This is a genomic window from Pseudonocardia oroxyli, assembly GCF_900102195.1.
GTDB classification, from domain to species: domain Bacteria; phylum Actinomycetota; class Actinomycetes; order Mycobacteriales; family Pseudonocardiaceae; genus Pseudonocardia; species Pseudonocardia oroxyli.
Genome location: NZ_FNBE01000007.1, coordinates 207,438 through 231,004 on the forward strand (window position 1 = coordinate 207,438; position 23,567 = coordinate 231,004).

27 protein-coding genes are annotated in these 23,567 nt (G+C 74.0%); 13 read left to right on the forward strand and 14 right to left on the reverse strand.

Features of this window, described 5'->3' with window-relative positions; translation table 11 throughout:
- Positions 1 to 149: 149 nt before the first annotated feature.
- Positions 150 to 695 carry a TetR/AcrR family transcriptional regulator gene (locus BLS43_RS13040; protein WP_093083361.1) on the reverse strand — a complete coding sequence of 182 codons (546 nt, stop codon included), beginning with the start codon at positions 693 to 695 and terminating at the stop codon, positions 150 to 152.
- A 128-nt stretch (positions 696 to 823) separates the two neighbouring features.
- Here BLS43_RS13040 and BLS43_RS13045 point away from each other — a divergent pair, with 128 nt between their 5' ends.
- A complete protein-coding gene (locus BLS43_RS13045; protein WP_093083364.1) occupies positions 824 to 1,693 on the forward strand; it encodes an LLM class flavin-dependent oxidoreductase in 870 nt (289 codons plus the stop codon).
- A 153-nt stretch (positions 1,694 to 1,846) separates the two neighbouring features.
- Positions 1,847 to 2,380 (forward strand): COG4315 family predicted lipoprotein, encoded by a 534-nt coding sequence (locus tag BLS43_RS13050; RefSeq protein WP_093083367.1) that lies wholly within the window; start codon positions 1,847 to 1,849, stop codon positions 2,378 to 2,380.
- Here the strand turns inward: BLS43_RS13050 and BLS43_RS13055 are convergent.
- Positions 2,367 to 2,867 (reverse strand): MarR family winged helix-turn-helix transcriptional regulator, encoded by a 501-nt coding sequence (locus BLS43_RS13055; protein ID WP_093083369.1) that lies wholly within the window; start codon positions 2,865 to 2,867, stop codon positions 2,367 to 2,369. The two genes, BLS43_RS13050 and BLS43_RS13055, sit on opposite strands and share 14 nt — an antisense overlap.
- Before the next feature lie 88 nt (positions 2,868 to 2,955).
- Here BLS43_RS13055 and BLS43_RS13060 point away from each other — a divergent pair, with 88 nt between their 5' ends.
- Positions 2,956 to 3,603, forward strand: a complete 648-nt coding sequence (locus BLS43_RS13060; RefSeq protein WP_093083372.1) for an FMN-dependent NADH-azoreductase — start codon at positions 2,956 to 2,958, stop codon at positions 3,601 to 3,603.
- A gap of 82 nt (positions 3,604 to 3,685) precedes the next feature.
- On the opposite strand, the gene BLS43_RS13065 is transcribed toward BLS43_RS13060, so the two are convergent.
- A complete protein-coding gene (locus BLS43_RS13065) occupies positions 3,686 to 4,741 on the reverse strand; it encodes a PIN domain-containing protein (protein ID WP_093083375.1) in 1,056 nt (351 codons plus the stop codon).
- A 148-nt stretch (positions 4,742 to 4,889) separates the two neighbouring features.
- Here BLS43_RS13065 and BLS43_RS13070 point away from each other — a divergent pair, with 148 nt between their 5' ends.
- Both BLS43_RS13070 and BLS43_RS13075 read left to right on the forward strand, forming a co-directional pair.
- Entirely contained in the window at positions 4,890 to 5,900 is a 1,011-nt protein-coding gene (locus BLS43_RS13070; RefSeq protein WP_218129806.1) for a phosphotransferase, read from the forward strand.
- Between the two features lie 26 nt (positions 5,901 to 5,926).
- Positions 5,927 to 6,655 (forward strand): HAD family hydrolase, encoded by a 729-nt coding sequence (locus BLS43_RS13075; RefSeq protein WP_093083377.1) that lies wholly within the window; start codon positions 5,927 to 5,929, stop codon positions 6,653 to 6,655.
- Here BLS43_RS13075 and BLS43_RS13080 read toward each other — a convergent pair.
- The 3 genes from BLS43_RS13080 to BLS43_RS13090 form a co-directional block, all read right to left on the reverse strand.
- Positions 6,639 to 6,893, reverse strand: a complete 255-nt coding sequence (locus tag BLS43_RS13080) for a hypothetical protein (protein ID WP_143030029.1) — start codon at positions 6,891 to 6,893, stop codon at positions 6,639 to 6,641. The two genes, BLS43_RS13075 and BLS43_RS13080, sit on opposite strands and share 17 nt — an antisense overlap.
- A gap of 123 nt (positions 6,894 to 7,016) precedes the next feature.
- Positions 7,017 to 7,424: a very short patch repair endonuclease gene (locus tag BLS43_RS13085; protein WP_425438540.1), complete on the reverse strand. Its 408-nt coding sequence runs from the start codon at positions 7,422 to 7,424 to the stop codon at positions 7,017 to 7,019.
- Positions 7,425 to 7,445: 21 nt separating this feature from the next.
- A complete protein-coding gene (locus BLS43_RS13090) occupies positions 7,446 to 7,835 on the reverse strand; it encodes a hypothetical protein (RefSeq protein ID WP_093083386.1) in 390 nt (129 codons plus the stop codon).
- A 65-nt stretch (positions 7,836 to 7,900) separates the two neighbouring features.
- Between BLS43_RS13090 and BLS43_RS13095 the strand changes: the two genes are divergently transcribed.
- A complete protein-coding gene (locus tag BLS43_RS13095; RefSeq protein ID WP_093083390.1) occupies positions 7,901 to 9,115 on the forward strand; it encodes a cation:proton antiporter domain-containing protein in 1,215 nt (404 codons plus the stop codon).
- Here BLS43_RS13095 and BLS43_RS13100 read toward each other — a convergent pair.
- Together BLS43_RS13100 and BLS43_RS13105 are read right to left on the reverse strand one after the other, a co-directional pair.
- Positions 9,081 to 9,509: a GNAT family N-acetyltransferase gene (locus BLS43_RS13100; protein ID WP_093083393.1), complete on the reverse strand. Its 429-nt coding sequence runs from the start codon at positions 9,507 to 9,509 to the stop codon at positions 9,081 to 9,083. The two genes, BLS43_RS13095 and BLS43_RS13100, sit on opposite strands and share 35 nt — an antisense overlap.
- A complete protein-coding gene (locus tag BLS43_RS13105; protein ID WP_093083396.1) occupies positions 9,502 to 10,524 on the reverse strand; it encodes an epoxide hydrolase family protein in 1,023 nt (340 codons plus the stop codon). Before BLS43_RS13105 ends, BLS43_RS13100 begins: the two co-directional genes overlap by 8 nt.
- Positions 10,525 to 10,604: 80 nt before the next feature.
- Between BLS43_RS13105 and ppk2 the strand changes: the two genes are divergently transcribed.
- Both ppk2 and BLS43_RS13115 read left to right on the forward strand, forming a co-directional pair.
- A complete protein-coding gene (gene ppk2 / locus BLS43_RS13110) occupies positions 10,605 to 11,414 on the forward strand; it encodes a polyphosphate kinase 2 (protein ID WP_093083400.1) in 810 nt (269 codons plus the stop codon).
- Between the two features lie 12 nt (positions 11,415 to 11,426).
- Positions 11,427 to 12,314 carry an LLM class flavin-dependent oxidoreductase gene (locus tag BLS43_RS13115; RefSeq protein WP_093083403.1) on the forward strand — a complete coding sequence of 296 codons (888 nt, stop codon included), beginning with the start codon at positions 11,427 to 11,429 and terminating at the stop codon, positions 12,312 to 12,314.
- Here the strand turns inward: BLS43_RS13115 and BLS43_RS13120 are convergent.
- From BLS43_RS13120 to BLS43_RS13140, 5 genes are read right to left on the reverse strand one after another with little or no spacing between them, the layout of a single operon-like run.
- Positions 12,295 to 12,831: a hypothetical protein gene (locus BLS43_RS13120; protein ID WP_093083406.1), complete on the reverse strand. Its 537-nt coding sequence runs from the start codon at positions 12,829 to 12,831 to the stop codon at positions 12,295 to 12,297. The genes BLS43_RS13115 and BLS43_RS13120 overlap by 20 nt on opposite strands.
- A complete protein-coding gene (locus BLS43_RS13125) occupies positions 12,828 to 13,097 on the reverse strand; it encodes a hypothetical protein (protein WP_093083409.1) in 270 nt (89 codons plus the stop codon). Before BLS43_RS13125 ends, BLS43_RS13120 begins: the two co-directional genes overlap by 4 nt.
- A 30-nt stretch (positions 13,098 to 13,127) precedes the next feature.
- Entirely contained in the window at positions 13,128 to 15,848 is a 2,721-nt protein-coding gene (locus tag BLS43_RS13130; protein WP_093083412.1) for an ATP-binding protein, read from the reverse strand.
- A 52-nt stretch (positions 15,849 to 15,900) separates the two neighbouring features.
- Complete coding sequence (locus tag BLS43_RS13135) at positions 15,901 to 16,782, reverse strand: RNA polymerase sigma-70 factor (RefSeq protein WP_093083415.1); 882 nt, start codon at positions 16,780 to 16,782, stop codon at positions 15,901 to 15,903.
- Entirely contained in the window at positions 16,779 to 17,861 is a 1,083-nt protein-coding gene (locus BLS43_RS13140) for an NAD(P)/FAD-dependent oxidoreductase (RefSeq protein WP_093083418.1), read from the reverse strand. The genes BLS43_RS13135 and BLS43_RS13140 overlap by 4 nt, the downstream gene beginning before the upstream one ends.
- A gap of 142 nt (positions 17,862 to 18,003) precedes the next feature.
- On the opposite strand from BLS43_RS13140, the gene BLS43_RS13145 reads away from it, so the two are divergent.
- Genes BLS43_RS13145 through BLS43_RS13160 form a run of 4 tightly spaced genes read left to right on the forward strand, consistent with a single transcriptional unit; the run spans position 18,004 to position 21,356 of the window.
- The gene (locus tag BLS43_RS13145; RefSeq protein ID WP_093083421.1) at positions 18,004 to 19,764 is read left to right on the forward strand and encodes a TIGR03767 family metallophosphoesterase; all 1,761 of its coding nucleotides are present in this window, start codon (positions 18,004 to 18,006) and stop codon (positions 19,762 to 19,764) included.
- Positions 19,761 to 20,153: a hypothetical protein gene (locus tag BLS43_RS13150; RefSeq protein WP_143030030.1), complete on the forward strand. Its 393-nt coding sequence runs from the start codon at positions 19,761 to 19,763 to the stop codon at positions 20,151 to 20,153. Before BLS43_RS13145 ends, BLS43_RS13150 begins: the two co-directional genes overlap by 4 nt.
- Positions 20,150 to 20,761 carry a hypothetical protein gene (locus BLS43_RS13155; RefSeq protein ID WP_143030031.1) on the forward strand — a complete coding sequence of 204 codons (612 nt, stop codon included), beginning with the start codon at positions 20,150 to 20,152 and terminating at the stop codon, positions 20,759 to 20,761. Before BLS43_RS13150 ends, BLS43_RS13155 begins: the two co-directional genes overlap by 4 nt.
- A 16-nt stretch (positions 20,762 to 20,777) precedes the next feature.
- Positions 20,778 to 21,356: a dihydrofolate reductase family protein gene (locus BLS43_RS13160; protein WP_093083430.1), complete on the forward strand. Its 579-nt coding sequence runs from the start codon at positions 20,778 to 20,780 to the stop codon at positions 21,354 to 21,356.
- On the opposite strand, the gene BLS43_RS13165 is transcribed toward BLS43_RS13160, so the two are convergent.
- Positions 21,353 to 22,120 carry a class I SAM-dependent methyltransferase gene (locus tag BLS43_RS13165; RefSeq protein ID WP_093083432.1) on the reverse strand — a complete coding sequence of 256 codons (768 nt, stop codon included), beginning with the start codon at positions 22,118 to 22,120 and terminating at the stop codon, positions 21,353 to 21,355. The genes BLS43_RS13160 and BLS43_RS13165 overlap by 4 nt on opposite strands.
- Positions 22,121 to 22,221: 101 nt before the next feature.
- Between BLS43_RS13165 and BLS43_RS13170 the strand changes: the two genes are divergently transcribed.
- A complete protein-coding gene (locus BLS43_RS13170) occupies positions 22,222 to 23,514 on the forward strand; it encodes a helix-turn-helix domain-containing protein (RefSeq protein WP_218129807.1) in 1,293 nt (430 codons plus the stop codon).
- Positions 23,515 to 23,567 lie beyond the last annotated feature (53 nt).

Genomic DNA, 23,567 nt, shown 5'->3' on the forward strand with positions numbered 1-23,567 from the left:
CGCCAGCAGCAGCGTGTCCCAGAACGACAGGTCGAGGACCAGCGTCATCGCGTCAGCACCCACTCGGACGGATCACGGGCCGCACGGCCGCCGGGTGGGCCCGCCTCCCCGCCCGGTCTCCCATGGAGTCGTCCCGGGCCCGGCCGGTGTCACGCCCGCAGGCCGGCGACCAGCGTCGAGACCAGCGTCCGGGCGTCGTAGTCCGGTACGCCCGCACCGGCGCACAGGTTGCCCACCCCGAACATCAGGGCGAAGGGGCCGATCTCGGTGCGGATCTCGCCGGACTCCCGCGCGGCCGCCAGGAGCCGCGTGCACACCGGGAGCAGGCGTTCGAGGAACAGGCTGTGCAGGCTCTCGAACTGCGGGTCGTCCCCCCGCAGGGCGGCCGCCAGCCCGTGCTTGGTGACGAGGAAGTCGACGAACAGGTCGATCCAGCGGGCGAGCGCCGCGAACGGCGTCGGCCCCTCGGTGAGCAGCCGCTCCCCCGCCTCCGCGCACGCCTCGATCTGGTGCAGGTACACGGCGACGACGAGGTCGGCCCGGGTCGGGAAGTGCCGGTAGACCGTCCCCACCCCGACGCCCGCCCGTGCCGCGATGTCGCGGACCGGGGCCTCGACCCCGGCGGCGACGAACGCGGCCGCGGCCGCCTCGAGCACCGCGTCGGAGTTCCGACGCGCGTCGGCTCGCTTGGCCATGCCCCTCCCTCGACAAATGGAACCATGTTCCGTATCGTAAGCGGAACAACGTTCCATCATCTTACGGGAGACACCGTGCACGACCGCCCACCCGACCCCGACCGACCCGACACCGCGGAGGCGCCGGTATGACGAGCTTCGGGATCGCGACCGCACCCCAGCAGGTCGAGTACGCGGACGTCCTGCGGGTCTGGCGCGAGGCGGACGAGGTGCCGGAGATCGAGCACGCCTGGCTCTTCGACCACCTGCTGCCGATCGCCGGCGACCCGGACGGGCCGATCTTCGAGGGCTGGACGCTGCTCTCCGCCCTCGCCGCACGGACCCGGCGGCTGCGGCTCGGTCTCCTCGTGACCAGCAACCGGTTCCGCCCGCCCGCGATGCTCGCCAAGATCGCCACCACCGTGGACGCCGTGTCCGGCGGACGGCTGGACTTCGGGATCGGCGTCGGGTCGCGGCCGAGCCACCCGCTCGCCCGGCGCGAGTACGCCGCCCACGGCCTGCCGTTCCACGACACCGGTCGCGCCACCGACAGCCTCGACGAGGCGCTGACCGTCATCGAGCGGCTCTGGACCGAGGACGCACCGTTCGACTTCCACGGCGAGTACGTGCACCTCGACGGGGCCTACGGCAACCCCAAGCCCGCGCGCAGGCCGCCGATCATGATCGGTGGCCGGGCCCGGGCGACCCTGCGGGTGGTCGCGAAGCACGCGGACCTGTGGAACATCCCCGGCGGGGACCTCGCGGACTGCGTCGCGCGCAGCCGGATGCTCGACGACTACTGCGCCGAGATCGGCCGCGACCCCGCCGCGATCACCCGTTCCCTCCACCTGGGCGTCTCCTACGACGCCCCGGAGGCCACGCGGGAGGCGATCGACGCGGCCGTGGCGGCCGGCTTCTCCCACATCGTCCTCGGGCTGCCCGCGCCGTGGCCCGGCGGCGTGGCCCGGTGGGTCGCGGACGAGCTGGTGAACCGCTCGCCCGCCCACCGCGGAACCTGAGAACCGATCTGAGAGCGAGCGGCGGCCCGGGCTGCTCCGACCGGAGCAACCGGGGGCCACTCGCCTCCCGTCCGGCGCGGATCGGCGGCACCCGGGCAACCTCCCCTCAGACTCGGACGTCTCGATCTCGCGGGGGTTCTAGCGTCGTGCCCCGTGAGCCGACTGAAGATGCTGGTCCTCGCCGGCCTGGCCGCCCTCGCCCTGTCCGCCTGCGGGTCCGGCGTGCCGGCGCAGCCGCAGGCCGCCCCGGCCGCCGACCAGGGCATGCAGGGGATGGGCCACTCGTCGATGGGCGGCATGCACCACGGCTCGGACGGCGTACAGCTGTGGGCGGTGCAGAGCGGCCCGCTCGGTGTCGTCGTCACCAACGCGGACGGGCACGTCCTGCACCGTTTCGACGGCGACTCGGCCACCCCGTCCGCCACCGCCTGCACCGACGCGTGCGCCACGCAGTGGCCGCCGCTGCTGGTCGAGGCGGGTGAGCAGCCCGAGCTCCTCGGCGTCGACGCGGACAAGGTCGGCGTGCTGCAGCGCCCGGACGGCACCCGCCAGATCACCCTGGCGGGCTGGCCGCTCTACATGTACGCCCAGGACGACGGCAGCCTGACGACCACGGCCGGCCAGGGCACCGACGGCAAGTGGTTCGCCGTGGCCCCGGACGGCTCGAAGGCCGTCACCCCCGCGTGATCTCCGTGATCTCCAGGCCCGCCTTGATGTCCTCCGCCACCTGACACGCGTTGCCCTCCGCCGGGACGGCGGTGGCGAGCCGGGCCAGCAGCTCGCGCAGCTGGTCCTGCTCCGCGGGCGCCAGTGGGGCGAGCAGGTGCTCCTCGACCTCGGCCAGCCGCCGCGCGTACTCGCAGAGCTGCCCCCAGCCCGCCGGGGTGAGGTGGATCTGGCGGGCCCGGCGGTCGGCCGGGTCCGGCCTGCGCTCGACCAGCCCGGCCGCGACCAGCTCGTCGAGCAGGTAGGTCATCACGGTCCGGTCGACCCCGAGCTTGCGCGCGAGCGCGAGCTGGGTCGGTGTGCCCTCGCGCGCGGCCGTCAGCACCAGATAGCCGCGCGGGCCGCCCGGGAGCCCGGCGAGGACGTGCTCGGAGTGCTTGATGTGCGTGCGGGTGACCTGGCCCAGCGCCCAGCCCAGGTCGGACTCGACGCGCTCCGGAGTGGTCACCGTCTCAGCGTACGCGGTTGTGACAACCGTCTGTAGTGGAGATAGTCTGTCTCACAGAACATATTCTCCGCAGCACAAGGAGCCCCTCATGAGCCTGTTCCGCCTCGACACCAGCATCCGCACCGAGGGCTCGGTGAGCCGCGAGGTCACCGACACCCTCGAGAAGGCCTACCTCGAGCAGCATCCGGGCGGCACCGTCATCCGCCGCGACCTGGGCACCCAGCCGCTGCCCGCCGACCTGTGGGCGACCGCCGCCTTCGCCGGCTACACCCCGGAGGACCAGCGTTCGGAGGCGCAGAAGACCGCCGTCGCCACGGCGAAGGAGCTCGTCGACGAGCTGCTCCGCGCCGACTCGATCGTGGTCGGCGCCCCGCTCTACAACTTCGGCGTCTCCCAGCACCTCAAGACCTGGATCGACGTCGTGATCACCGACCCGCGCTTCGCCGCGGGCGTGGAGAACCCGCTGGCCGGTCGCCCGGTCGCGATCGTCGTCGCACGTGGCGGCGGCTACGGCGCGGGCACCCCGCGCGAGGGCTGGGACCACGGCATCGGGTGGCTCTCCCGCATCTTCGCGGACGTCTGGGGCGGCGCCGTCACGGTCGTCGAGGCGGAGCTGACCCTGGCCGACACCGTCGAGGCCATGGCGGCGCTGCGCCCGCTCGCCGCCGAGGTGCGCGAGAAGGCCCACCAGCAGGCCGCGGCCACCGGCAAGGAGTTCGCCCAGAGCGCGGCCTGAACTCCACCCGACCCCTGCATCAGGGAGCCACGACTGTCGAGATCAGGGCTCCAGACGACGGTCGTGGCTCCATGATGCGTGGTCAGGGCAGGGAGAGGACCCAGTCGCCCAGGTCCTCGGAGAACTCCATCTGCACCAGGCCGCGGGCGCTCGCGGCGCGGACGAAGGCGGAGAAGCTGCCGAACCCGTAGCGCTTCTCGCTGAAGTCCGGGCTCCGCTTGCGCAACCGGTCCTTCAGCCCGGACAGCTGGGGCCGCCCCATCTCCCGCACGACGTCGGTGAGCAGCGCGAACGCCTCGGCGTCCGGCCCGTGCTCGGGGAAGTCGACGGCGGGATCGCCGGCCGCCGAACCCTGGGTCAGCACCACCACGCCCTGCTGTTCGAGGGTGCGCAGCAGCTCGCCGAACCCGCGTGAGCCGTAGTCGCCCTCGTCGAACGTCGGGTCCTTGCGCAGGATCGCCCGCTTGAGCCGGGAGCCCAGGATCGGCCCGTCGGCGTGGCGCTGCAGCCCGGCGAGCGTGCTGGCCACGAGCTTGGCGACGTCGACCTCCCGGGTCTCCTCCGCCTCCTCGGGCTCCTGCGCGGGCTCGGGCTCCGGTTCGGGCTGCGGGGCGGGCTTGGTCTGCGGCTTCGCGCGGCTCCGGCGCGGTCTGGGCTCGGCGTCGACCCCCGGCAGGCGGTCGTAGAACAGGAACTCGTCGCAGGCGGGCGGGAGCAGCGCGGACGTCGAGGACTGCACCCCGATCCCGATCACCCGCTTGTCCATCTCGCGCAGCTTGTGCACCAGCGGGGTGAAGTCCGAGTCCCCGGTGCCGATCGCGAACGTGGTGATGAAGCCCCGCTCGTAGGCCAGCTCGATCGCGTCGACGGCCATCTTGATGTCCGCGGCGTTCTTGCGGCCCACGCCCATCCGCTGCGGCAGCTCGATGAGCTCCACCTGCTGGCGGACGAGCAGCCTGCGGTCCTCGTCGAAGAACGACCAGTCCGCGTAGGCGCGCCGGGTGACGACCCGCCCGCGCTCGGCCAGCGCGTCCGCCACCGGGCCGAGGTCGAAGGGCGAGACCCCGAGTCCGTCCCGCGCCCCGATCGCCAGGTTCTCGTAGTCGAGGAACAGGGCGATGCGTTCGTCGTCACTCACCGGGCGGAGCGTAGTGGTCCCGGCGCGGGGGCCTGCGCCACCTCGCCCGCCGACCGCGTCACCCTTGCTCGTTAAATCTCCGTTCCGCTGATGGACCACCCCACGACACCGGTGATTCACTGGGATCTCTCCCCTCGGAGGATCTTCGGTGGACGGACGGTTCGTCGGCTTCGTGTCCGCGCAGGACCCGCTGCACGGGTTCCTGGACCGGGTCCTGCGAGAGCGGCTGGGTGTGCGCACGCCGTACCCGGTCTTCCGCGTGCACCGGCTCAGCGGCTCCAACGAGGTCTACGCGTACGAGGAGACCGGCACCGGCACCCGGCTGGTCTGCAAGTTCTTCGGTCCGCGCTTCGGCTGGGACCGGGACAAGGCGGCGTGGACGGCCGGGTGCGAGTACGAGGGCTACCGCACGCTGCGCGGGTACTCGCTGGTCGGCTCGCCGCACCACGTCGTCCGGCCGCTCGCCTGGGAGCGGGACATCAACTGCGTCCTGGCGTTGGAGTACTACCGGGGCGACCTGCTGATCCGGGCGATCGACCGGGCGGTGGGCGGAGACGGCAGGCTGCTGCGACGGCGGCTGACCGCGCTGGCCTGGTACCTCGCCACCCAGCACAACCGCACGGCGGGCGGGCCCGTGGACTTCGCCGCGGACGTGTCCTATCTGGACGACCAGCTGCGGGTGCTCACCGAGCGCGGCCGGATCGGCGGCTGGGAGACCGACGAGCTGCGCTGGCTCGGCGGGCTGTGGGCCGAGCGCGGGCACATGTGGGCGGACCAGGCGGTCTGGCTGCACGGCGACGCGACCCCGGCCAACTTCCTGTTCGGCGGCGGGCAGAACGTCGGCGTGATCGACCTGGAGCGGATGAAGCGCGGGGACCGGATGTTCGACGTCGGCCGGTTGGCGGGCGAGCTGCAGCACGCCTTCCTGCGCGGCACCGGCGACCCGTACCGCGCCGAGCCGTTCATCGGGCACTTCCTCTGGGAGTACAGCTGCCACTTCCCGGACCGCCACGCGGCGTTCGCGTCGATCACCCGACGGCTGCCCTTCTACATGGCGCAGAACATGCTTCGGATCGCGCGCAACGACTACCTCCCGCACTCCTACGCGGGGAGACTGGTGGGGCGGGCCCGCGAACTCCTCCAGGCGGTGTCGTGCTGAGGGGCGACCCCGTAGGCTCCGTCTCCGTGAACGTCCAGGCGGTCGCCTTCGACGTCAACGGCACCCTCGTCGACATCCTCACCGACGAGCACGACGAGCAGATCTACCGCGCGCTCGGCCACACCCTGACCTACGCCGGGGTGGACCTGCGCCGCGGCGAGGTCCGCGACCTGTACTTCCGCTACCTGGACGAGCAGCGCTCGGCCAGCGCCGAGGAGTACCCGGAGTTCGACGTCGTCGCGATCTTCGAGCGCATGCTCGTCGAGCACGGCACCGCCTTCACCGCCGCCCTGCCCGCGACCCGGCGGGCGGAGCTGCCGCTCTTCCTCGCCGAGCAGTACCGCGGGATCTCGCGGCGCCGCCTGCAGCTCTACCCGTGCGTCGACGAGGTGCTCGAGGCGCTCTCGGCCCGGTTCCCGCTCGCCATCGTCACGGACGGACAGCACGCGTGGGCCCGCGCCGAGCTGCACCAGGTGGGTCTGCTGGAGCGGTTCTCACCCGTCGTCGTCTCGGGGGACCACGGGTACCGCAAGCCCGATCCGCGGCTGTTCACGCTGGTGTGCGCCGAGCTGGGGCTGGCCCCCGAGCACGTCCTCTACGTGGGCAACGACATGCACCGAGACGTCTTCGGCGCCCGTCGGGCGGGCATGCCGACGGTGATGTTCGTGTCCGGCCAGGGCGAGCAGACCTACCACGACACGGTGCCGGACCACATGATCTCCGACCACCGCGAGCTGCTCAGGATTCTGACCTAGCGACGAGCCAGACCGCGGCGACCACACCGACGCCCACCGCCGCCACCCCGCCCGCGACCTTCGCGGCGTGCGCGGCCTTCGCGACCAGCCTGGCCCGCAGGGCCTGCAGGCCCCGGTCCAGGTTCGCCAGGCTCTCGGCCAGCTCGGAGCGGGCCTCGTCGACCTGCTCCTCCCGCCCGTCCTGCAGGGCTTTGACCTGGGCTCGGAGCTCGTCGGAGGAGAGCACGGTGCCGTCCACGACCGGACGCTGTGCCACGACACGCAACGGATGGACCTCGCCCACGGTGACCTCCCGACTCGGCTCCTCCCACCATTCTGCGTGCGGGATCGCGCTTCGGCCACGGTCGAACGGCCAGGTCCGTTAGCGCACCGCGGCCCGGACCCGCTCGGCGGCCACCACGGGGTCCTCGTGCTCCCAGACCCGCACGCTGCGCCAGCCCGCCTCGGCCAGCTTCGCGTCGGTGTCGCGGTCCCGGCGCCGGTTCTCGGAGACCTTCCGCGCCCAGAACTCACCGTTCGTCTTCGCGACGGTGTGGTGCTCGGGGCAGCCGTGCCAGAAGCACCCGTCCAGGAACACCGCGACCCGAGCGCGGGAGAACACCAGGTCGGCGGTGCGGCGGACCCCCTTCAACGGCCGTGCGTTGACCCGGTACCGCAGGCCGAGCGCGTGCACCGCGGAGCGCAGGGCGAGCTCGGGCCCGGTATCGCGCCCCTTGTTCGACCGCATGCTCCGCCGCACCCCCGGCGAGCTGGCCCACGACTGCGCCACCCACCGAACCCTAGTGCGGCGCTAAGCCCTTCCAGGCCGCAGCACCGTCGCGGTGGTGACCAGCAGGATCACCACGCCGACGGACTCCACGACCAGGGTCTCCAGGGCGAGGTCGTACCCCAGCGACGACCGGATCCCGAACAGGCCCACGGTGAGCGCCAGGACCAGCGCCAACAGGGTGCCGGCGAGGAACAGCAGGCCGAGCACGCTGGCGACCTGCAGCAGCCTGCCCCGGGTCAGGAGCACCGCGAGGGCGAGGACCAGCCCGCCGATCGCGTTGAGCACGAACAGGATCCCGAGGATGCCGCCGGTGCCGTGGAACACCAGCCACAGGTGCAGTCCGCCCATCGCGAGCAGCGCCACCGCGCTCAGCACCTGCCAGACCATCGTGGACCGCCGTGTGTGGATCATGGCTCCACCCTCCCGATGACGCGCCGCCTGGTAACGACACGGACGGGGCGCCCGAGCGGTTCAGCGTGCTCGCCCTCGTCGTCATCATGGTGATCCTGCTGGCCTGGGCGCTCGTGGCGGGCAGGCTCGCCCGGTTCAGCGTCACCATGCCGCTGGCCATGCTGGTGGCGGGGGTCCTGCTCACCGCGGGCCCGGCCCCGGTGTTCGTCTTCGATCTCGGGTTCGGCGCGCCGGACGGCGTGGTCGGCCAGGCCGAGCACATCGTCGAGGTCGTCCTGGCGATCCTGCTCTTCCTCGACGCCACCGAGGTCCCGGGCGGGGTGTTGGGCCGCGAGCCGCGGCTCACCCTGCGGCTGCTGCTGATCGCGCTGCCGCTGTCCCTCGCGCTCGCCTGGGTCGCGGGGGTGCTGCTGTTCGACGGCACCGGGCTCTGGCTCCTGCTCGTCCTCGCGACGGTCGTGATGCCCGTCGACCTCGCCCCCGCGGCGGCGTTCGTCCGGGACCGGCGGGTGCCGGAACGGCTGCGCGCGCTGGTCAACACCGAGAGCGGGCTCAACGACGGCCTGGTCGCCCCCGTCTTCCTCATCGCCCTCGCCGTGGCCACGTCCGCCGAGGCGGAGGACGTGACCCACGCGGTGCTGGACGCGGTCCCGTCCCTGGTCATCGCCGTCGCCGTCGGCGTGGTGATCGGGTGGGTGGCGGCGCGCCTGTTGCGCCGGGTGCTGGACGCGGGCTGGACGTCGCCGTCCGCGCTGCGGATCGGGGTGCTCGCCCTGCCGCTGCTCGCCTACGGCACCGCGGTGGTGCTGGGCGGCAACGGCTTCGTGGCCGCGTTCGTCGCCGGGGTGCTGTTCGAGCCCGCGGCACGCACCCTGCCCGCGGGGACCCTGCACCTGACCGAGGACGTCGGGGAGCTGCTGTCGCTGGCCCTGTGGTTCGTGTTCGGCGCCATCGTGAACCGGACCCTCGCGATCGGCTCGATCACCTGGCAGGTCGTGGTGTTCGCGCTGGTGGCGCTCACGGTCGCCCGGATCGCCCCGGTGGCGCTCTCGCTGGCGGGCACCACGATCGCGCCCCGGGACCGGCTGGTCCTGGGCTGGCTGGGCCCGCGCGGCATCGCGACGCTGGTCTTCGGACTGCTCGCCGTCGTGGACTTGCAGGGCCCCGAGACCGAGCTGGTCCTCGCCGTGACCGTGGTGACGGTCGTGGCGAGCATCGTCCTGCACGGCCTGTCGACCGGGCTGGTCATCCGCTCGTACGCGCGGCGCGCACCATCCTGATGTGCGGGATGCCGTCCTCGTCGAACTCCGCGCCGATCGCCGCGAAGCCGAACCGCTCGTAGAAGCCGCGGGCGTAGGTCTGGGCGTCGAGGACGGAGGGGGCGTCTCCGATCTCGACCAGCGCGGCGCGCATGAGCGCGGCGGCCAGGCCGCTCCCGCGGGCCTTCTCGGCCGTGCACACCCGGCCGATCCGCCGGGTGCCGTCCGGTTCGGTGAGCACGCGCAGGCAGGCGTCGACGTCCCCGGTCCACACGTGCCAGGTCGTCGGCAGGGTGTCCCGCCCGTCGACCTCCTGGTACGGACAGTCCTGCTCGACGACGAACACCGCCACCCGCAACGCCAGGATCGCCTCCAGCTGCCGGGCCGTCAGCGCGTCACCGCGCGCGCTACGCACCGATGCTCCCGAAGAACTCGCGCAGCTCCTGGGCGTAGCGCTCGGGCTGCTCGACGGGGGCGAAGTGGCCCCCGCGCGGCGGATGGGTCAGGCGGACCAGGTTCGTGGTGCGTTCCAGCCAGGAGCGGGGCGGCGGCAGGACGTCCCCGCCGAACAGCGAGAACCCGGACGGCACCTCGACGCGCCGGGCGAGCTGCGCGGGCGGGATCGCGCCGTTGGCCGCGTACATCCGCATCGAGGAGCCGATCGTGCCCGTCTCCCAGTAGATCGTGAGATCGGCGAGCATGTCGTCCCGGCTCATGGCCCCGTCGCCCCAGGACACCAGCTTCTCGACGATCCACGCCGCCAGCCCGGCGGGTGAGTCGGTGAGCCCGACGGCGGCCGTCTGGGGCTTGGTCCGGTGCATCAGCCCGTACCCGCCCTCGACGGCGCTCCAGGCCGCGACCTCCCGCTGCCACGCCTGCTCCGCCTCCGTCAGGGGGGCCGGGTCGGCGGTCGCGGGCGAGAGCCCCGCGTCCATCCGGTGCACCGCGACCACCCGGTCCGGGAAGTCGAGCGCGAGGAAGCGGGCCACGGCGCTGCCGACGTCACCGCCCGCCACGGCGAAGCGCTCGTAGCCGAGCGTGGTCATCAGCTCCGCCCACAGCGCGGCGACGTCGACCGAGCTCAGCGGGGTCGCGGGGATGTCCGAGTAGCCGAACCCGGGCATGTCGGGCACGACGACGTCGAACTCCTCGGCGAGCAGCGGCACGACCTTCGCGTACCGCCAGAACGAGTCCGGCCAGCCGTGCGCGAGCAGCAGCGGGAAGCGGCCGCTGCGCGCGTGCACGAGGTGGATGCCCAGGCCCCCGACCTCGACGCGGGTGCGCGGCAGCTCCTCGAGCGCGGGCACCGGCCACACGAACCCGTCCGCCCAGTAGTCGCACAGCTCGCGCAGCAGCCCGACGTCCACGCCGGGCCCGTCGCCCTCCGGCCAGCGCGTGGCCCGCAGCCGCGCCCGCAGATCCTCGAACACCCACCCACCCTAGGACCCGTGAGCGGCGATCGTCGCTATGGCGACTATTGCCGCTCACGGGGTGGGTGGGAGAGTGCGCCATGGCCAAGAAGACGCCCAAGCGGTTCCCCAAGGAGATCTACGAGGCGGAGCTGCTGCGCCTGCAGGGCGAGCTGGTGCAGCTGCAGGAATGGGTGAAGGCCACCGGGACCCGGGTCGTCGTGATCTTCGAGGGCCGGGACGCCGCGGGCAAGGGCGGGGCGATCAAGCGGGTCACGGAGAACCTCAACCCCCGCGTCGCGCGCGTCGTGGCGCTGCCCGCGCCGACGGAGCGACAGAAGACCCAGTGGTACTTCCAGCGCTACGTGGAGCACCTGCCGGCTGCCGGGGAGATCGTGCTGATGGACCGGTCCTGGTACAACCGCGCGGGTGTCGAGCGGGTCATGGGGTTCTGCACCCCCGAGGAGTACAAGCGGTTCCTGCGCCAGTGCCCGGCGTTCGAGGAGATGCTGGTCGAGGACGGGATCCTGCTGCGCAAGTACTGGTTCTCGGTGAGCCCGCAGGAGCAGGAGAAGCGCTTCCGCGAGCGGCTGACCAACCCGCTCAAGCAGTGGAAGCTCTCCCCGATGGACCTGGAGTCGATCTCCCGCTGGGACGACTACTCCCAGGCGAAGGACGACATGCTGGTGCACACGGACACCGAGGTCGCCCCCTGGACGATCGTGGAGTCCGAGGACAAGCGCCGCTCCCGGCTGAACATGATCGCCCACCTGCTGGACACCATCCCGTGGCAGCCGGTGCCCCAGCAGGTGCTCACCATCCCCGAGCGGCCGAAGGGCCGCGGCTACGTCCGGCCGCCGCGCGAGCTCGCCCGTGAGGTTCCCGACCACGCGTCGACGCTCCTGGCGTGATCTGCTGAGGGCATGACTCTCGCTGTCAGTGCCTGGTTGGGGACCACCTGGTCGGCGTCGGACGTCGTGGCTGTCGGCCGCGAGGCCGAGGCCCTCGGTTACGACGGGCTGTGGGTGGCCGACCACTTCATGGCGAACACGGGGACCGAGGAGCGGTCGGACCGTGCGATGCGGGAGTGCTTCTCGCTGCTCGCCGGGCTGGCCACGGCCGTCCCCCGGGTGCGGCTGGGCAGCATGGTCGCCGGGATCACCTACCGGCACCCGGCCGTGCTCGCCGGCATCGCGGCGACGACGTCGGACCTGTCCGGCGGGCGCCTCGTCCTCGGCGTCGGTGCGGGCTGGCAGCTCAACGAACACGCCGCCTACGGCATCGAGCTCGGCCCGATCCGCACCCGGATCGACCGCTTCGAGGAGAGCCTCGCCGTGCTCGACGGCCTCCTCCGCACCGACCGCACCACACTGGACGGCACCCACTACACGATCTCCGACGCCCCGCGCGTGCCCGTGGAGCACCGGGTCCCCGTGATGATCGGCGCCTCCGGCGAGCAGCGCATGCTCGGCGTGGTGGCCCGTTGGGCGGACGAGTGGAACTGCTGGTCCACCCCCGAGGTCTTCGCCCACAAGTCCGCCGTGCTCGACGAGCACTGCGCCCGGATCGGCCGGGACCCGAAGGAGATCCGCCGCTCCACCCAGGCCGTCTTCATGATCGACGGCAAGGCCGAGGACGTCCAGGGACCCGTCGTGGTGGCCGGGTCCGTCGCGGAGATCGTCGACACCATCGGACGGTGGCAGGAGGCCGGGATGGACGAGCTGCTCGTCCCGGGCATCCGCGGTAGCGCGGCGGAGGCCCGGGAGCTGTTCGGCCGGTTCCAGACCGAGATCAGGCCGCAGCTGGGGTAGGCGCGCGGGTGAGCGCCGCGACCCCGCAGGCCACCCACAACACCTCCCACACGAGCAGCCCGACGACGGCGGCGGGCGCAGGCGGCCCACCGGACACGATGATCAGCGGGGTCAGCACCACGAACACCGCGATCCCCAGCGCCAGCGGCACGACACGGGCCCACCCCGTCCACCGCCGTTCGAGCACGACCGCGATGCCGAGCAGGATCATCCCCAGCCCGACGAGGTTCGGGGAGATCATGAACAACAGGTCCGCGGTCGCGGGCGCGGCCAGGGTGGTCGCCTCGCCGACCGCCAGCCCCACCAGCCCGAGGCCCGCGAGCGCGGCCCCGGCGCGACCGAGCCCCCTCCGCCCGGCCGCGCCGGAGCCGACGACCGCGAGCAGCACGGCCAGCTCCCCGAGGTGGACCAGCACACGGGCCAGGTAGGCCCAGTCCGGGTCGGGCATGCCCACCAGCAACGCGACCGTGTAGAGCGTCGCCAGCCCGGTGACCGCGACGCCGATCCGCGCGGTCACCGCGCCACCGCCTCGAACGCGGTGACGTCCGTGGCCGCCTGCGGCAGGACCCCGGCCCGTTCGAAGGCGGGGAAGAGTCGCTCGGCCGCGAACCGGTCCGCGTGGGCGCGCGACTCCCACTCGTCGACGATCACCAGGACGCCGTCGACGACGCCGACCCGGTGGCTCAGGTTCCCCGCCCCGTTCTCGGGACCGAGTTCGCGCCGGACCCGTTCGTAGCCGTCCAGGCCCATCCCGGGCGTCCGCGCGATGTGGATGTAGGTCATGGTGTCCCCCTCGTTCGACCAGGGAGGACGCTAGGGAGGGGCGGGCCGCCGGGCGTCGGGCGAACTACTCATCCCACTACTCATCCAGGCCGCGATCCGACCCCGGTTCGACACCCCGAGCTTGGTCAGGATGTGCTGGACGTGGTTGCCGACGGTCCGCTCGGAGAGCACCAGCGCAGCGGCGATCTCCCGGTTCGACCAGCCCTGCGCGACCAGCTCGGCGACCTCGCGCTCGCGCGCGGTGAGCGGGCCGCCGTCCCGGCTGAGCAGCTCGTCGATCCGCGCCGTCCACGGCGCCATCCCCAGCTCGACGGCGGTGGGGCGCGCCCGGGTGAGCAGCAGGCGACCCGCCGGGTCCCCACGCCGCAGGTGGACGGCGCCGAGCTCGCAGGCCGCCTCGACGGCGAACCCGGGCGCGCCGATGCGCTCGCTCGTGGCCAGCGCGGCCGTCAGGTGCTGGACCGCGCCGTCGAGATCGCCCAGGGCGGCGGCGCAGCTGCCCAGGATCAAGGCGACCGGACCGAGGTAGTTCGCGGCCCCCGCCCCGCCGACCACGTGCCCGTCCGCATACGGCGCCAGCGCCTCGACGAACCAGGCGACGTCCGCCGGGAGGCCCAGGCCCACCGCGATCTGTGCCCCCACGGCGAGGGCCTGCACGCGGAAGTACGGCGGGATCTCCCACTCCCGCGGCGGGCCGGTCAGCCGGTACAGCCGCGCCGCCTCCGCGGTCCGTCCACTCTCGACGAGTGCGACCGCGGGCCCCAGCCGCGCGAACAGCTGGGCCCGCACCTCGCCGACGTCGTCGATCACCGGCGCAGCGACGTCCGGGGAGTGCCCGGCGTGGCGGCCCAGCCCGCCCAGCAGGCTGAGGAACGCACCGGTCGCGGCCGGGTGCCCCAACGCATCGAGCAGGGCGAACGCCTCCTCGCCGAGCTCGCGCGCGGTCGCGAGGTCACCCCGGGCCTGGGCGAGGGCCGCGGTCGCGACGAGCAGGTGCCAGCGCGGGAGCGGACCGGGGCGCCGCTCCACACAGGAGCGCAGCCGAGTCAGCTCGACCTCGATGCCGCCGAGGTCGCCGCGCTCGAACAGCACGTCGACCGTCCACAGCCTGCCCCACAGCTCGACGTCCGGGCGCCCGCAGTCCTCGCCCAACGCGGTCATCTGTGCGGCGAGCCCGGCCCGTTCGCCCGAGAACTCGGGCCCGCTGCAGGTGAGCTGCCGAGCCCGCAGGGCCGCGACGCGCGCCTCCACCGACTGCCGCGAGTCCTCCGCGGCCGCGGCCACTGCCTCGGCGGCGGGGGCACGGGCGCCCTCGACGTCGCCGCCGTAGTACCGCGCCTCCGCGAGGCGGGCGAGGAGGCGGACCCGCACCGCGCCCGTGGCGGTCGCGAGCGCCCGCACGCACCACGTCTCCACCGTGCGGTCGCGGTCCCGCTCGCCGATGGCCTCGAGGAGCAGGGCGGCGCGGGCGACGAGCTCCGGCGCGAGGTCGACGGCCTCCCGGCAGGCCGCGAGCGTCTCCGGATGCCGCCCGGCCGCGGCCTCGGCGGCGGCCAGCCCGAGGAGCGACTCCGCCCGCTCGGCCGGGGGGAGTGCGGCTCCACCGCAGTCCAGGGCGGAGCGGTAGAGGCGCGCCGCCTCCTCGTGGGCCAGCGCCCGGGTGGCGTCCTCGGCGGCGCGGCGGGCCCACGCGACGGCAGGCGCCCGGTCCCCCACGACGGCGACGGCGGCCCGGTGCCGCGCGATGTCCGCGGACACCGCGGACAGCCCGTGCCGGTGCAGGTCCTCGAGGGCCTCGGCCGCGCGCAGGTGCAGGACCACGGCCTCCTGCAGCGGGGTCTGCGCGGCGAGCACCGTGCGGACCAGTCCGTGGGCGAAGCGGAACCGGCCGCCGCCGGAGTCGACCAGCAGCCCGGCCGCCAACGCCGCGCTCACCGCGGGCAGGCAGGCCACGGTGGGCTCGTCGAGCAGCCGCGCCACCACCGTGAGCTCGACGTCCTCGGCCAGCAACGACGCCGCCCGCAGCAGCCGCTGCACCGGCGCGTCGAGCCTGCGGACCCGCGCGGTGATCACGTCCCCGACCCCGCCCATGCTGCGCCCGACCGCCGCGGGGGACGACCGCGCCAGCTCACGCAGGAACAACGGGTTGCCCCCGCCGACCCGCACGGCCCACGCCACGTCGGTCGTGTCCGCGGCCGGTTCCGCGGCCGGTTCCGCCACCGGCCCCGCGCCCGCGTCGCCCGTCGCCGCGACCGCGCGGACCAGGTCGGCCGCGGCCTCGTCCGGGAGCCCACCCACCGCGAGCCGTGCGACGTCGGGACCGCTGAGCAGGTCGGGGCCCACCCGATCCCACCCGGCCCCCGACTCGCCGGTCCGCCGGGTGGCGCACACGACGACCGGGGCGCCAGCCCGCAGCAGCCGGTGCAGCACGAGGAGCGAGGGCTCGTCGGCCCACTGGACGTCGTCCACGACCAGGAGGCCCCCACCGGCCAACGCCGCCCGCAGCTCGCCGACCAGGGCGAACCGGTCACCCGCCGCGTCCGGCCGGACATCGGGCACGAGCTGGCGCCACAGCCACAGCGGGGGCGCGCCCTCGTCCACGCCGTAGGCCCACCGAGCGGCGCCGAGCTCGCGGACCAGGCTGGTCTTGCCGATCCCCGCCTCGCCCTCGACCAGGACCAGCCGCGGCCCGGGCGCCGCGGCCATCCGGCGCAGCGCGGCCAGCTCGGACGCGCGGCCGACCAGCTGCATGGAGCGCACCGTAGCCGCTCGGCCCACCCGCGGGAACGCGTCGCCGATCGGGTCAGCGGCTCACCCGGCGCGGCGACCCGAAGTCGGCGAGCTTGTCCGGGTTGCGGACGGCGTAGACGTGCGTGATCAGGCCGTCGGCGACCTCGAAGAGGAAGACCCCCTCCAGCCGCGCGGCGGAGTGCACCACGACCGCGGGCGCACCGTTGCTCAGCACCGACTCGAACCGCAGGCCCGCCACGGTCTCGCTCATCCGGAGCATGCCGCCCAGCAGCGCCAGCACCCGCTGCGCGCCGACGACCGGGCGGCGCGCGGCGCTGAGCTTGCCGCCGCCGTCCGCCGTCCAGACGACGTCGGGCGCCAGCAACGCCATCAGCGACTCGACGTCCCCGCCGGCCGCCGCCGCCAGGAAGCGCTCGGTGACCCGCGCGGCCTCCACCGGCTCGTACCGCTTGCGCCGCGCGTGCACGTGCTCCCGGGCACGGTGGGCGATCTGGCGGACGGTCGCCACCGGCCTGCCCACGGCCTCCGCGATCTCGGCATGGTCGAACCCGAACACCTCGCGCAGCACGAACACCGCGCGTTCGTCCGGGCCGAGGGTCTCCAAGACCACGAGCATGGCCATGGAGACCGACTCGGCCAGCACGACGTCGGTGTCCGCGCCGTCGACCCCGACCGTCTGGACGGGCTCCGGCAGCCACGGCCCCACGTACTCCTCGCGCCGCCGCGCCGAGGTCCGCAGCGCGTTCAACGCCTGCCGGGTGACGACCCGCGCGAGGTAGGACTTGTCGTCCCGGACCACCTCCAGGTCGACGTCCGCCCAGCGCAGGTAGCTCTCCTGCAGGACGTCGTCCGCCTCGGCGGCCGAGCCGAGGATCTCGTAGGCGATGGTGAACAGCAGGGGCCGCAGTGCGGTGAAGCGCTCCGCGTGGGTCACGGGACGAGCGTCTTCCGGTACCCGCCCTTCAGCGTCGGGCTCGCCCCTCTGCGCACCGCCCACACCGTGCTGCGACACACCGCCTCCTTGATCCACGCGGCGGGCCGCCCGCCGATCACGGTGTCGGTCGGGGTGTCGTCCCGGCGTGCCACCTGGATCGCGCCCGCGTGCCTGCCGAGGCTGACACACTGCCCCACGAACGCCGGGTCGATCACGCCGGGTTCGGTGCCGGCGATCCGGGCCAGCACGGTGTCGGCGGCGTGCTGGGCCAGGGGCAGCGCGGCCTGGCAGCTCATCCGCAGCGGCCGTCCCGACGGCGCGGCCGAGTCCCCGGCGGCGACGATCCGGTCGTCGTCGAGGCTGGTCAGGGTCTCGTCGGTGAGCAGCCGACCCGGTTCGTCGGTCCGCAGGCCGCTGCGCGCGGCGAGCTGGGGTACCCCGAACCCGGCCGTCCAGATCGTGACCGCGCTCGGCCGCGGCACCCCGTCCACGACGACCTCCCCGGGCCGCACGTCGTCCACGTGTCCCACGAGCAGCGTCACGCCGAGGCCCCGCAGCCTGGCCGCGACCCGCCCCCTGCCGTTCTCCGACAGGCTGGGGGCGAGCGCGCCGACCAGGGTGACCGGGTGCCCCTGTTCGGCCAGCTCGGCGGCCGTCTCGACGCCGGTCAGCCCACCCCCGACGATCGTCACCGGCCCGGCCCCGAGCGCGACGCGCAGCTTCTGCGCGTCCTCCAGCTCGGCGACCGAGTAGGCGTGCTCGGGCACCGTGACCCCGCTGCCCACCGCGTAGACGAGGTGGTCGTAGTCGAGCGTCTGCCCGACGAGCTCGACCCGGCGGGCGGCGGCGTCGATCCGCACCGCCTCGTCGACCACGAGCCGGACGCCGTCGGCCAGCATCCGCCCCAGGTCGACCGTCGCGTCGTGGGTGCCGGCGACCAGCTGGTGCAGTCGGATCCGCTGCACGAACTCGGGCCGCGGGTTCACGACCGTGACGGCGGCGTGGGGGGCCAGGCGGTTGGCGGCGAGGGTGCCCGCGTAGCCCCCGCCGAGGACGATGACCTGCTGCTGTGCGCTCATACCCCCGAGACACCGGCGCCCCCGGGACCGTGACGCGATGTGCTGCCCGTCACACCAGCGAGGGCGGCGCTCGCCGAGGTAACGAGACGGGCCCGACCGCGAGTCCTTCCCCGAACGATCACGTCCACAAGGGAGCGCGCCGGTGGCAGGACTCTCACGCCGGGGCTTCCTCGCCTCCGTCGCCGCGCTCTCCGCGGCCTGGCAGCTCGACCCCCTCGAGCTCGGGCAGGCCCTCGCCCAGCAGGCCACCCCGTCCACCGCACTGTCCACACTGCACCAGACGATCCTGCAGGGCCCGGTGGCGCAGGGGCGGTACCGCACCCTCGTCGCGGGCCCCGGCGAGCCCTACCTCCCCCGGCTCGACGTCCTGCGCCGGGCGCCGGACGCGGACCGGGCCCGGGCCCGCCGGTCGCTGCTCTACCTCGGCCACCTCTCCGACATGCACGTCATCGACGCCCAGTCGCCCGGCCGGATCGAACCGATGATCGTGCAGGACCACTCGGCCTGGGCGTCGGCCTTCCATCCCCAGGACCCGCTGACGGTGCACGTGCTCGCCGCGATGACCCAGGCCCTGACCGACCTGCGGTTCAGCCCGCTGACCGGCGCGCCGATGGGGGCCGCGATGGTCACCGGGGACAGCGCGGACATGCACTCCCACCACGAGCTGCGCTGGTACATCGACGTGCTCGACGGTCGCCCGGTCACACCGGACAGCGGCAGGCCCGGGGTGTACGAGGGCCTGCAGGCCTGGTCGGACGCGGTGTGGGCGTACCGCCCGGAGGACCCGGCCGGCGGCGGGTTCGGCGACTACGGCTTCCCGCGGATGCCCGGCCTGCTCGACCGCGCGATCGCGGGCCCGGTCCAGCCCGTCGGGCTGCCCGCGCCCTGGTACGCGGTCTACGGCAACCACGACACCCTGCTGCTGGGCACGTTCGGGATCAGTCCGCAGTTCCGGACCATGGCGACCGGGGACCGCAAGGCGCTGGCGTGGGAGGCGCTCGCGGCGGACGTCCTGGGCGGGTACGCGGCCACCGCGAGCCCGCTCCAACGCCTGGTCGGCGCCCTCGACCAGCGGTTCGGTCTCACCCCGGGCTTCCGCACGGTCACGGCCGATTCCCGACGGCGGATCTTCGAGCAGCAGGAGTTCATGGCGGCCCATTTCGACACGGCACCGAACCCCGGCCCGGTCGGGCACGGGTTCACCCGCGCCAACCTGGACTCGGGCGAGACGTGGTGGAGCGCGGACATCACCCCGCAGGTCCGGGTGTTCGGGCTGGACACCTGCAACCAGGTCGCCGGGCCGGACGGCGCGGTCCCGGACACCCAGTTCCGCTGGCTGCGCGCACAGCTGGAGCAGACGACGGACCGACTGGTGCTCGTCCTCAGCCACCACAACTCGCTGACCCTGGAGAACCGGGCGCTGCGGCCGGGCGCGACCGAGGTGCTGCACGGCGCCGAGGAGTTCGTGGACCTGCTGCTCGACTTCCCGAACGTCGTCGCCTGGCTGAACGGGCACACCCACCTCAACCAGATCCTCGCCCACACCCGCGGCGACCGGGGCTTCTGGGAGATCACCACGGCGTCCTGCATCGACTTCCCGCAGCAACAGCAGGTCGTGGAGCTGGTGGACAACCGGGACGGCACGATGTCGATCTTCACGACGGTCGTCGACCACGCCTCCCCGCTCACCGCGAGCCCCGGTGGCAGCCTCGCCGACCTCGCGGGCACCAGCCGCGAGCTCGCCGCCAACGACTGGATCGAGGACCCGTTCATGCGCCGCGGCTCCCCACTCGACCGCAACACCGAGCTCCTCCTGCCCGCCCCCTTCGACCTCGCCACCATCACCGACGCGGCGCTGGAGGCCCAGGCCAACACCGACCTCGCCCGGATGGTGGCCCGGTGAGCCCGACGAGCAGCGGCCTGCGGCCGCCCGTGCGTGGAAAGTGGTGCCAGAGCACCACTTTCCACGCACGACCCCTGGTGGTCCTGGTCGCGCTGGTCACGGCCGGGTGCTCGCAGGTGGCCGCGGTCGCGCCCGTCGGCGGGACGCGGGAGGCGCTGGTCCGGTTCGCGGGCAACGACGTGCTGGTCGTGCAGGGCGTGAGCATCCTGGCAGCGCCGGTCTGCACGTCCGACGCCGGCGCCGTGACCTGCGCCGGGACGACCACGGACGGCACCGCGATCACCGTGTCCGCTCCACCGGACGGGCCGATGACGGTGCGCGTCGGCGACCGCGTCCTCTACGACGGGCCGGTGCAGACGGTGATCGACGAGGCGGGGCGGCCGTCGTGAGGGTGCTGTTGGTGATCGTGGTGCACGCCGCGGTGCAGGCGCTGTTGGTCCTGGACGACCCCACGCCCGGCCAGACGACGGACTTCCTGCTCGCCGCCGTGGTGTCGGGGGCGGTGCTGGTCGCGGCGGTGTGGCTCGTCGCGGTGCTCGTGAGCGGGCCGGTGCCGCACCGCAACGGCGCCGCGCCCGGCCGGATCGTGCTCGCCCCCGAGCGTCCCGGCGGCGCGCCCGTGGTGGTGGAGCCGGAGCCCGGCGCGGTCCGGCCCTGGCGTCCGGTCGTCCTGCTGCGGGTGATCGTGCTCGGCGTGCTGGCGGTGGCCGCGAGCCTGCTGAGCCCGGTCCTCGTGCCCATCGTGCTGGTGCTGGGTGCGCCGCTGCTCGTCGCGCGTCCGTCGGTGTACCGGCGCCCGATCGCGCTCCTGTGGACGGCGTTCGGGCTGGTCCTGGCCGCCGTGAGCTGGGCGGGCGCGCTGCTGCTCGGCTTCTTCGTCACCGGTCCGGTCGCGGCCTTCGCGACGTGGCTGTGGTTCGGGGCGGCCGCCGCGTTCCTGTTGTGGCGATGGGCGATGAGTTCTCGCGCTCCCCTCGGTCAGTATGGGCAACACTGACCCGAGAGGATCTTCGATGACCCGCATGCTGATCTCCACCGCGTTCGTCTCGCTCGACGGTGTCGTCGAGGCCCCGGGCGGTGAGCCCGGCTACCGCAACTCCGGCTGGACCGCCGACGGCATCGAGTTCGACCCGGCCGCCTACGAGCTCAAGGGCACCGAGCAGGCCGAGGCGTCCGCGATGCTGATCGGCCGCCTCAGCTACGAGGCCTTCGCCCCGGTCTGGCCGGGGATGACCGAGGTGTTCCCGCAGTACAACGCCATGCCGAAGTACGTCGTGTCGACCACGCTCAAGGAGGAGGACCTCGTCGACAACTGGGGCGAGATCACGATCCTGCGCTCCCTCGACGAGGTGGCCGCGCTGAAGGAGACCGACGGCGGCCCGATCAGCATGCACGGCAGCGCCACCCTCAACCGCGCCCTCTCCGACGCGGGCCTGATCGACCGCTACCACCTGCTCGTCTTCCCGGTCCTGCTCGGCGCGGGCAAGCGCCTGTTCAGCCAGACCGACAAGGACAAGCAGCCGCTGCGGCTGGTGGAGAGCCAGGCCTACGGCAACGGCATCCAGAAGCAGGTGTTCGACGTCGTCCGCTAACGGGCGTCCACGACATAGGCGGCCATCGCGCCGCTGACCTCGCCCTCGCCGAGCTCGGCGGTCATCACCCCTGCGACGACGTCCACCGCCTCCTCCAGCTCCCCGCGCTCGAGGATCTGTTGGCGCAGCGGGGTCCCGAGGCAGAAGCCGCGGGCGACGGTGGCGGCGGACGGGGCGGTGCCGGTGAGCACCACCCGTTCCACCGAGACGTCCGCGAAGCCCGCCTCGGCCAGGTCCTTGCGGACCCGGTCGGGGTCGGTGTAGCCGTGCGGGACGGCGCTCACGAACCGCGGCGGGTCGCCCGGGAAGGCTGCGTCCAGACCGTGGACCAGCGCGGCGGCGAAGGCGTGGGTGTCGACGGCGTCCCAGGTGGTGAACAGGAACCGGCCGCCCGCCCGGCGCGCCGCGGCGTAGGCCGCCGGACGCCGAGGGAGGAACATCACCCCGAAACTGCAGACGACCAGGTCGAACTCCTCGTCGGGCAGCGCCGTGGCGTCCGCCTGCGCCCAGCGCGCCCGCGGCTCGCGCTGCGCCCCGAGCGCGACCATGGCGGGGTTGAGGTCGGTCGCGACCACCTCGCACCCGGCGTCGAGCAGCGCGCGGGTGACCACCCCGGTGCCCGCCGCCACCTCCAGCACGCGCCGCGCTCCACCCGTCCGGCCGGCGAGCTCCGCGGCGAACGGGGCGAAGACCGCCGCCTCCAGACCGGCGGCGTAGGCCGCGGGCATGGTGTCCACCCAGCGGCGGTCGCGCTCATCCGACATGGCGGCGGAAGATACTCGGACGAACGGCATGATCGCCATGGCTTCGACGCCTGGCCTGCAGGGTCTTGCCCCTCCGGCCCGTGTGCCGCAGGCTCACCGGGGTGACCGCTGCGGGGCCCCGCGCCCGTCGAGCCGCCCTGCCCGCCCTGGCCGTCGGGATCGTGCCGGCCGCGGCGTTGGTCGTGCTCGGGTCGACGGGGCGCGGCGGCTTCGCGACCCATCCCGTCGGCGTCCTCGCCCTCGTGGCCGCAGCGGCCCTCAGCCCGCCCGCGTTGTCGGTGTCCCTGCTCGCCTACCTGGCCTCCGCGGTGCTCGCGGTGGCGACCGAGCATCCGGCGGCGGTGGCGGTGTGGAACGCGATGTGGCTGGTCCCGCTCGCGGTGTCGCAGCTCACGGCGTCGGCGGCGGTCCGGCGCGGACGGGCCTGGGAGCACGGACTGGTCCTCGCCACCACCGGGGCGGCCGCCCTGGCGACGCTGTTCCTCGTCGCTCCGGACGACCCCTTCGCCGGTGTCCCCCAGATCGCGCCGGAGGCCTGGCTCGTCACCCTGACGCCGATCGGGGACGCCGTGTCGGTCCTCGGGCTACTCACCCTCCTGGTGCTGCCGATCCGCCTCGGCCGCGCCGCCCTGACGTCGACCGGGCCGGCCCGCGCCCAGCTCGGCCTGGCGGCCGCGGGCACGGCGTGCGCGCCGCTGACCGTGGTGTTCTGCCTGCTCCTCGCGGTGGCGCGGAACCCGGGCGCCGTCGATCCGTCGACCGGCTCGGTCGCCTTCCTCGTGGCGCTCGCGGGCGGTGCGGCGGTCGCGTCGACCTGCGCCCGCCTGGCCGCGCGGTCGGTCGCCCCCGGCTCGCTCCGGCTCGTGGTCCGCGCGCTGGCGCTCGCCGTCGCGCTGCTCGTCGTGACGGGCGTCGGCACGCTGCTCACCGCCCCCGGCGCCGGCCTGGCCCCGACGGTGGCGGCGCTGGCGGTCGCGGCGCTCGCCGTGGTCGTGGTCGGCGGGGCGTGGCTCGGCGCAGCCCGCTTCGCCGACGCCCTCGCCGCCGACAGCCCCGACGACCCCGCCCCGGTCCCCGCCCACGACTCCAGCTCCGGCTCCGGCTCCGACCCCCGCTCCGCACACGACCCTGCCCCCGACCCCGTCGGCGATCTCGGACCCCCCGCAGGCCCGGCCTCGCCCCGCGCGATTCCCGGCCTCACCCCGCGGGAGAACGCGGTCCTCGAGTTGTTGGCCGCCGGGGCGAGCAACGCGGGCATCGCCGCCCAGCTCGTGGTGTCCGAGCGGACCGTCGACGCGCACATCCGCTCCGTGTTCGGCAAGCTCGATCTGGCCCAGACCCCCGAGACCAACCGCCGCGTCCAGGCCGCTCGCACCTGGCTCGACCAGCACTGATGTCGGGTTAGGTGCTGGCACCGATGCCTCGGCGGTGCTGTCGAGCCATCGTT

Coding starts and splice junctions, on each gene's coding strand:
- BLS43_RS13115 (WP_093083403.1), top strand. CDS start 11,427: ATGACTCTCGCTGTCAGTGCCTGGTTGGGGACCACCTGGTCGGCGTCG.
- BLS43_RS13090 (WP_093083386.1), bottom strand. CDS start 7,835: ATGATCCACACACGGCGGTCCACGATGGTCTGGCAGGTGCTGAGCGCG.
- BLS43_RS13165 (WP_093083432.1), bottom strand. CDS start 22,120: ATGTCGGATGAGCGCGACCGCCGCTGGGTGGACACCATGCCCGCGGCC.
- BLS43_RS13060 (WP_093083372.1), top strand. CDS start 2,956: ATGAGCCTGTTCCGCCTCGACACCAGCATCCGCACCGAGGGCTCGGTG.
- ppk2 (WP_093083400.1), top strand. CDS start 10,605: ATGGCCAAGAAGACGCCCAAGCGGTTCCCCAAGGAGATCTACGAGGCG.
- BLS43_RS13045 (WP_093083364.1), top strand. CDS start 824: ATGACGAGCTTCGGGATCGCGACCGCACCCCAGCAGGTCGAGTACGCG.
- BLS43_RS13130 (WP_093083412.1), bottom strand. CDS start 15,848: ATGCAGCTGGTCGGCCGCGCGTCCGAGCTGGCCGCGCTGCGCCGGATG.
- BLS43_RS13160 (WP_093083430.1), top strand. CDS start 20,778: ATGACCCGCATGCTGATCTCCACCGCGTTCGTCTCGCTCGACGGTGTC.
- BLS43_RS13140 (WP_093083418.1), bottom strand. CDS start 17,861: ATGAGCGCACAGCAGCAGGTCATCGTCCTCGGCGGGGGCTACGCGGGC.
- BLS43_RS13125 (WP_093083409.1), bottom strand. CDS start 13,097: ATGACCTACATCCACATCGCGCGGACGCCCGGGATGGGCCTGGACGGC.
- BLS43_RS13040 (WP_093083361.1), bottom strand. CDS start 695: ATGGCCAAGCGAGCCGACGCGCGTCGGAACTCCGACGCGGTGCTCGAG.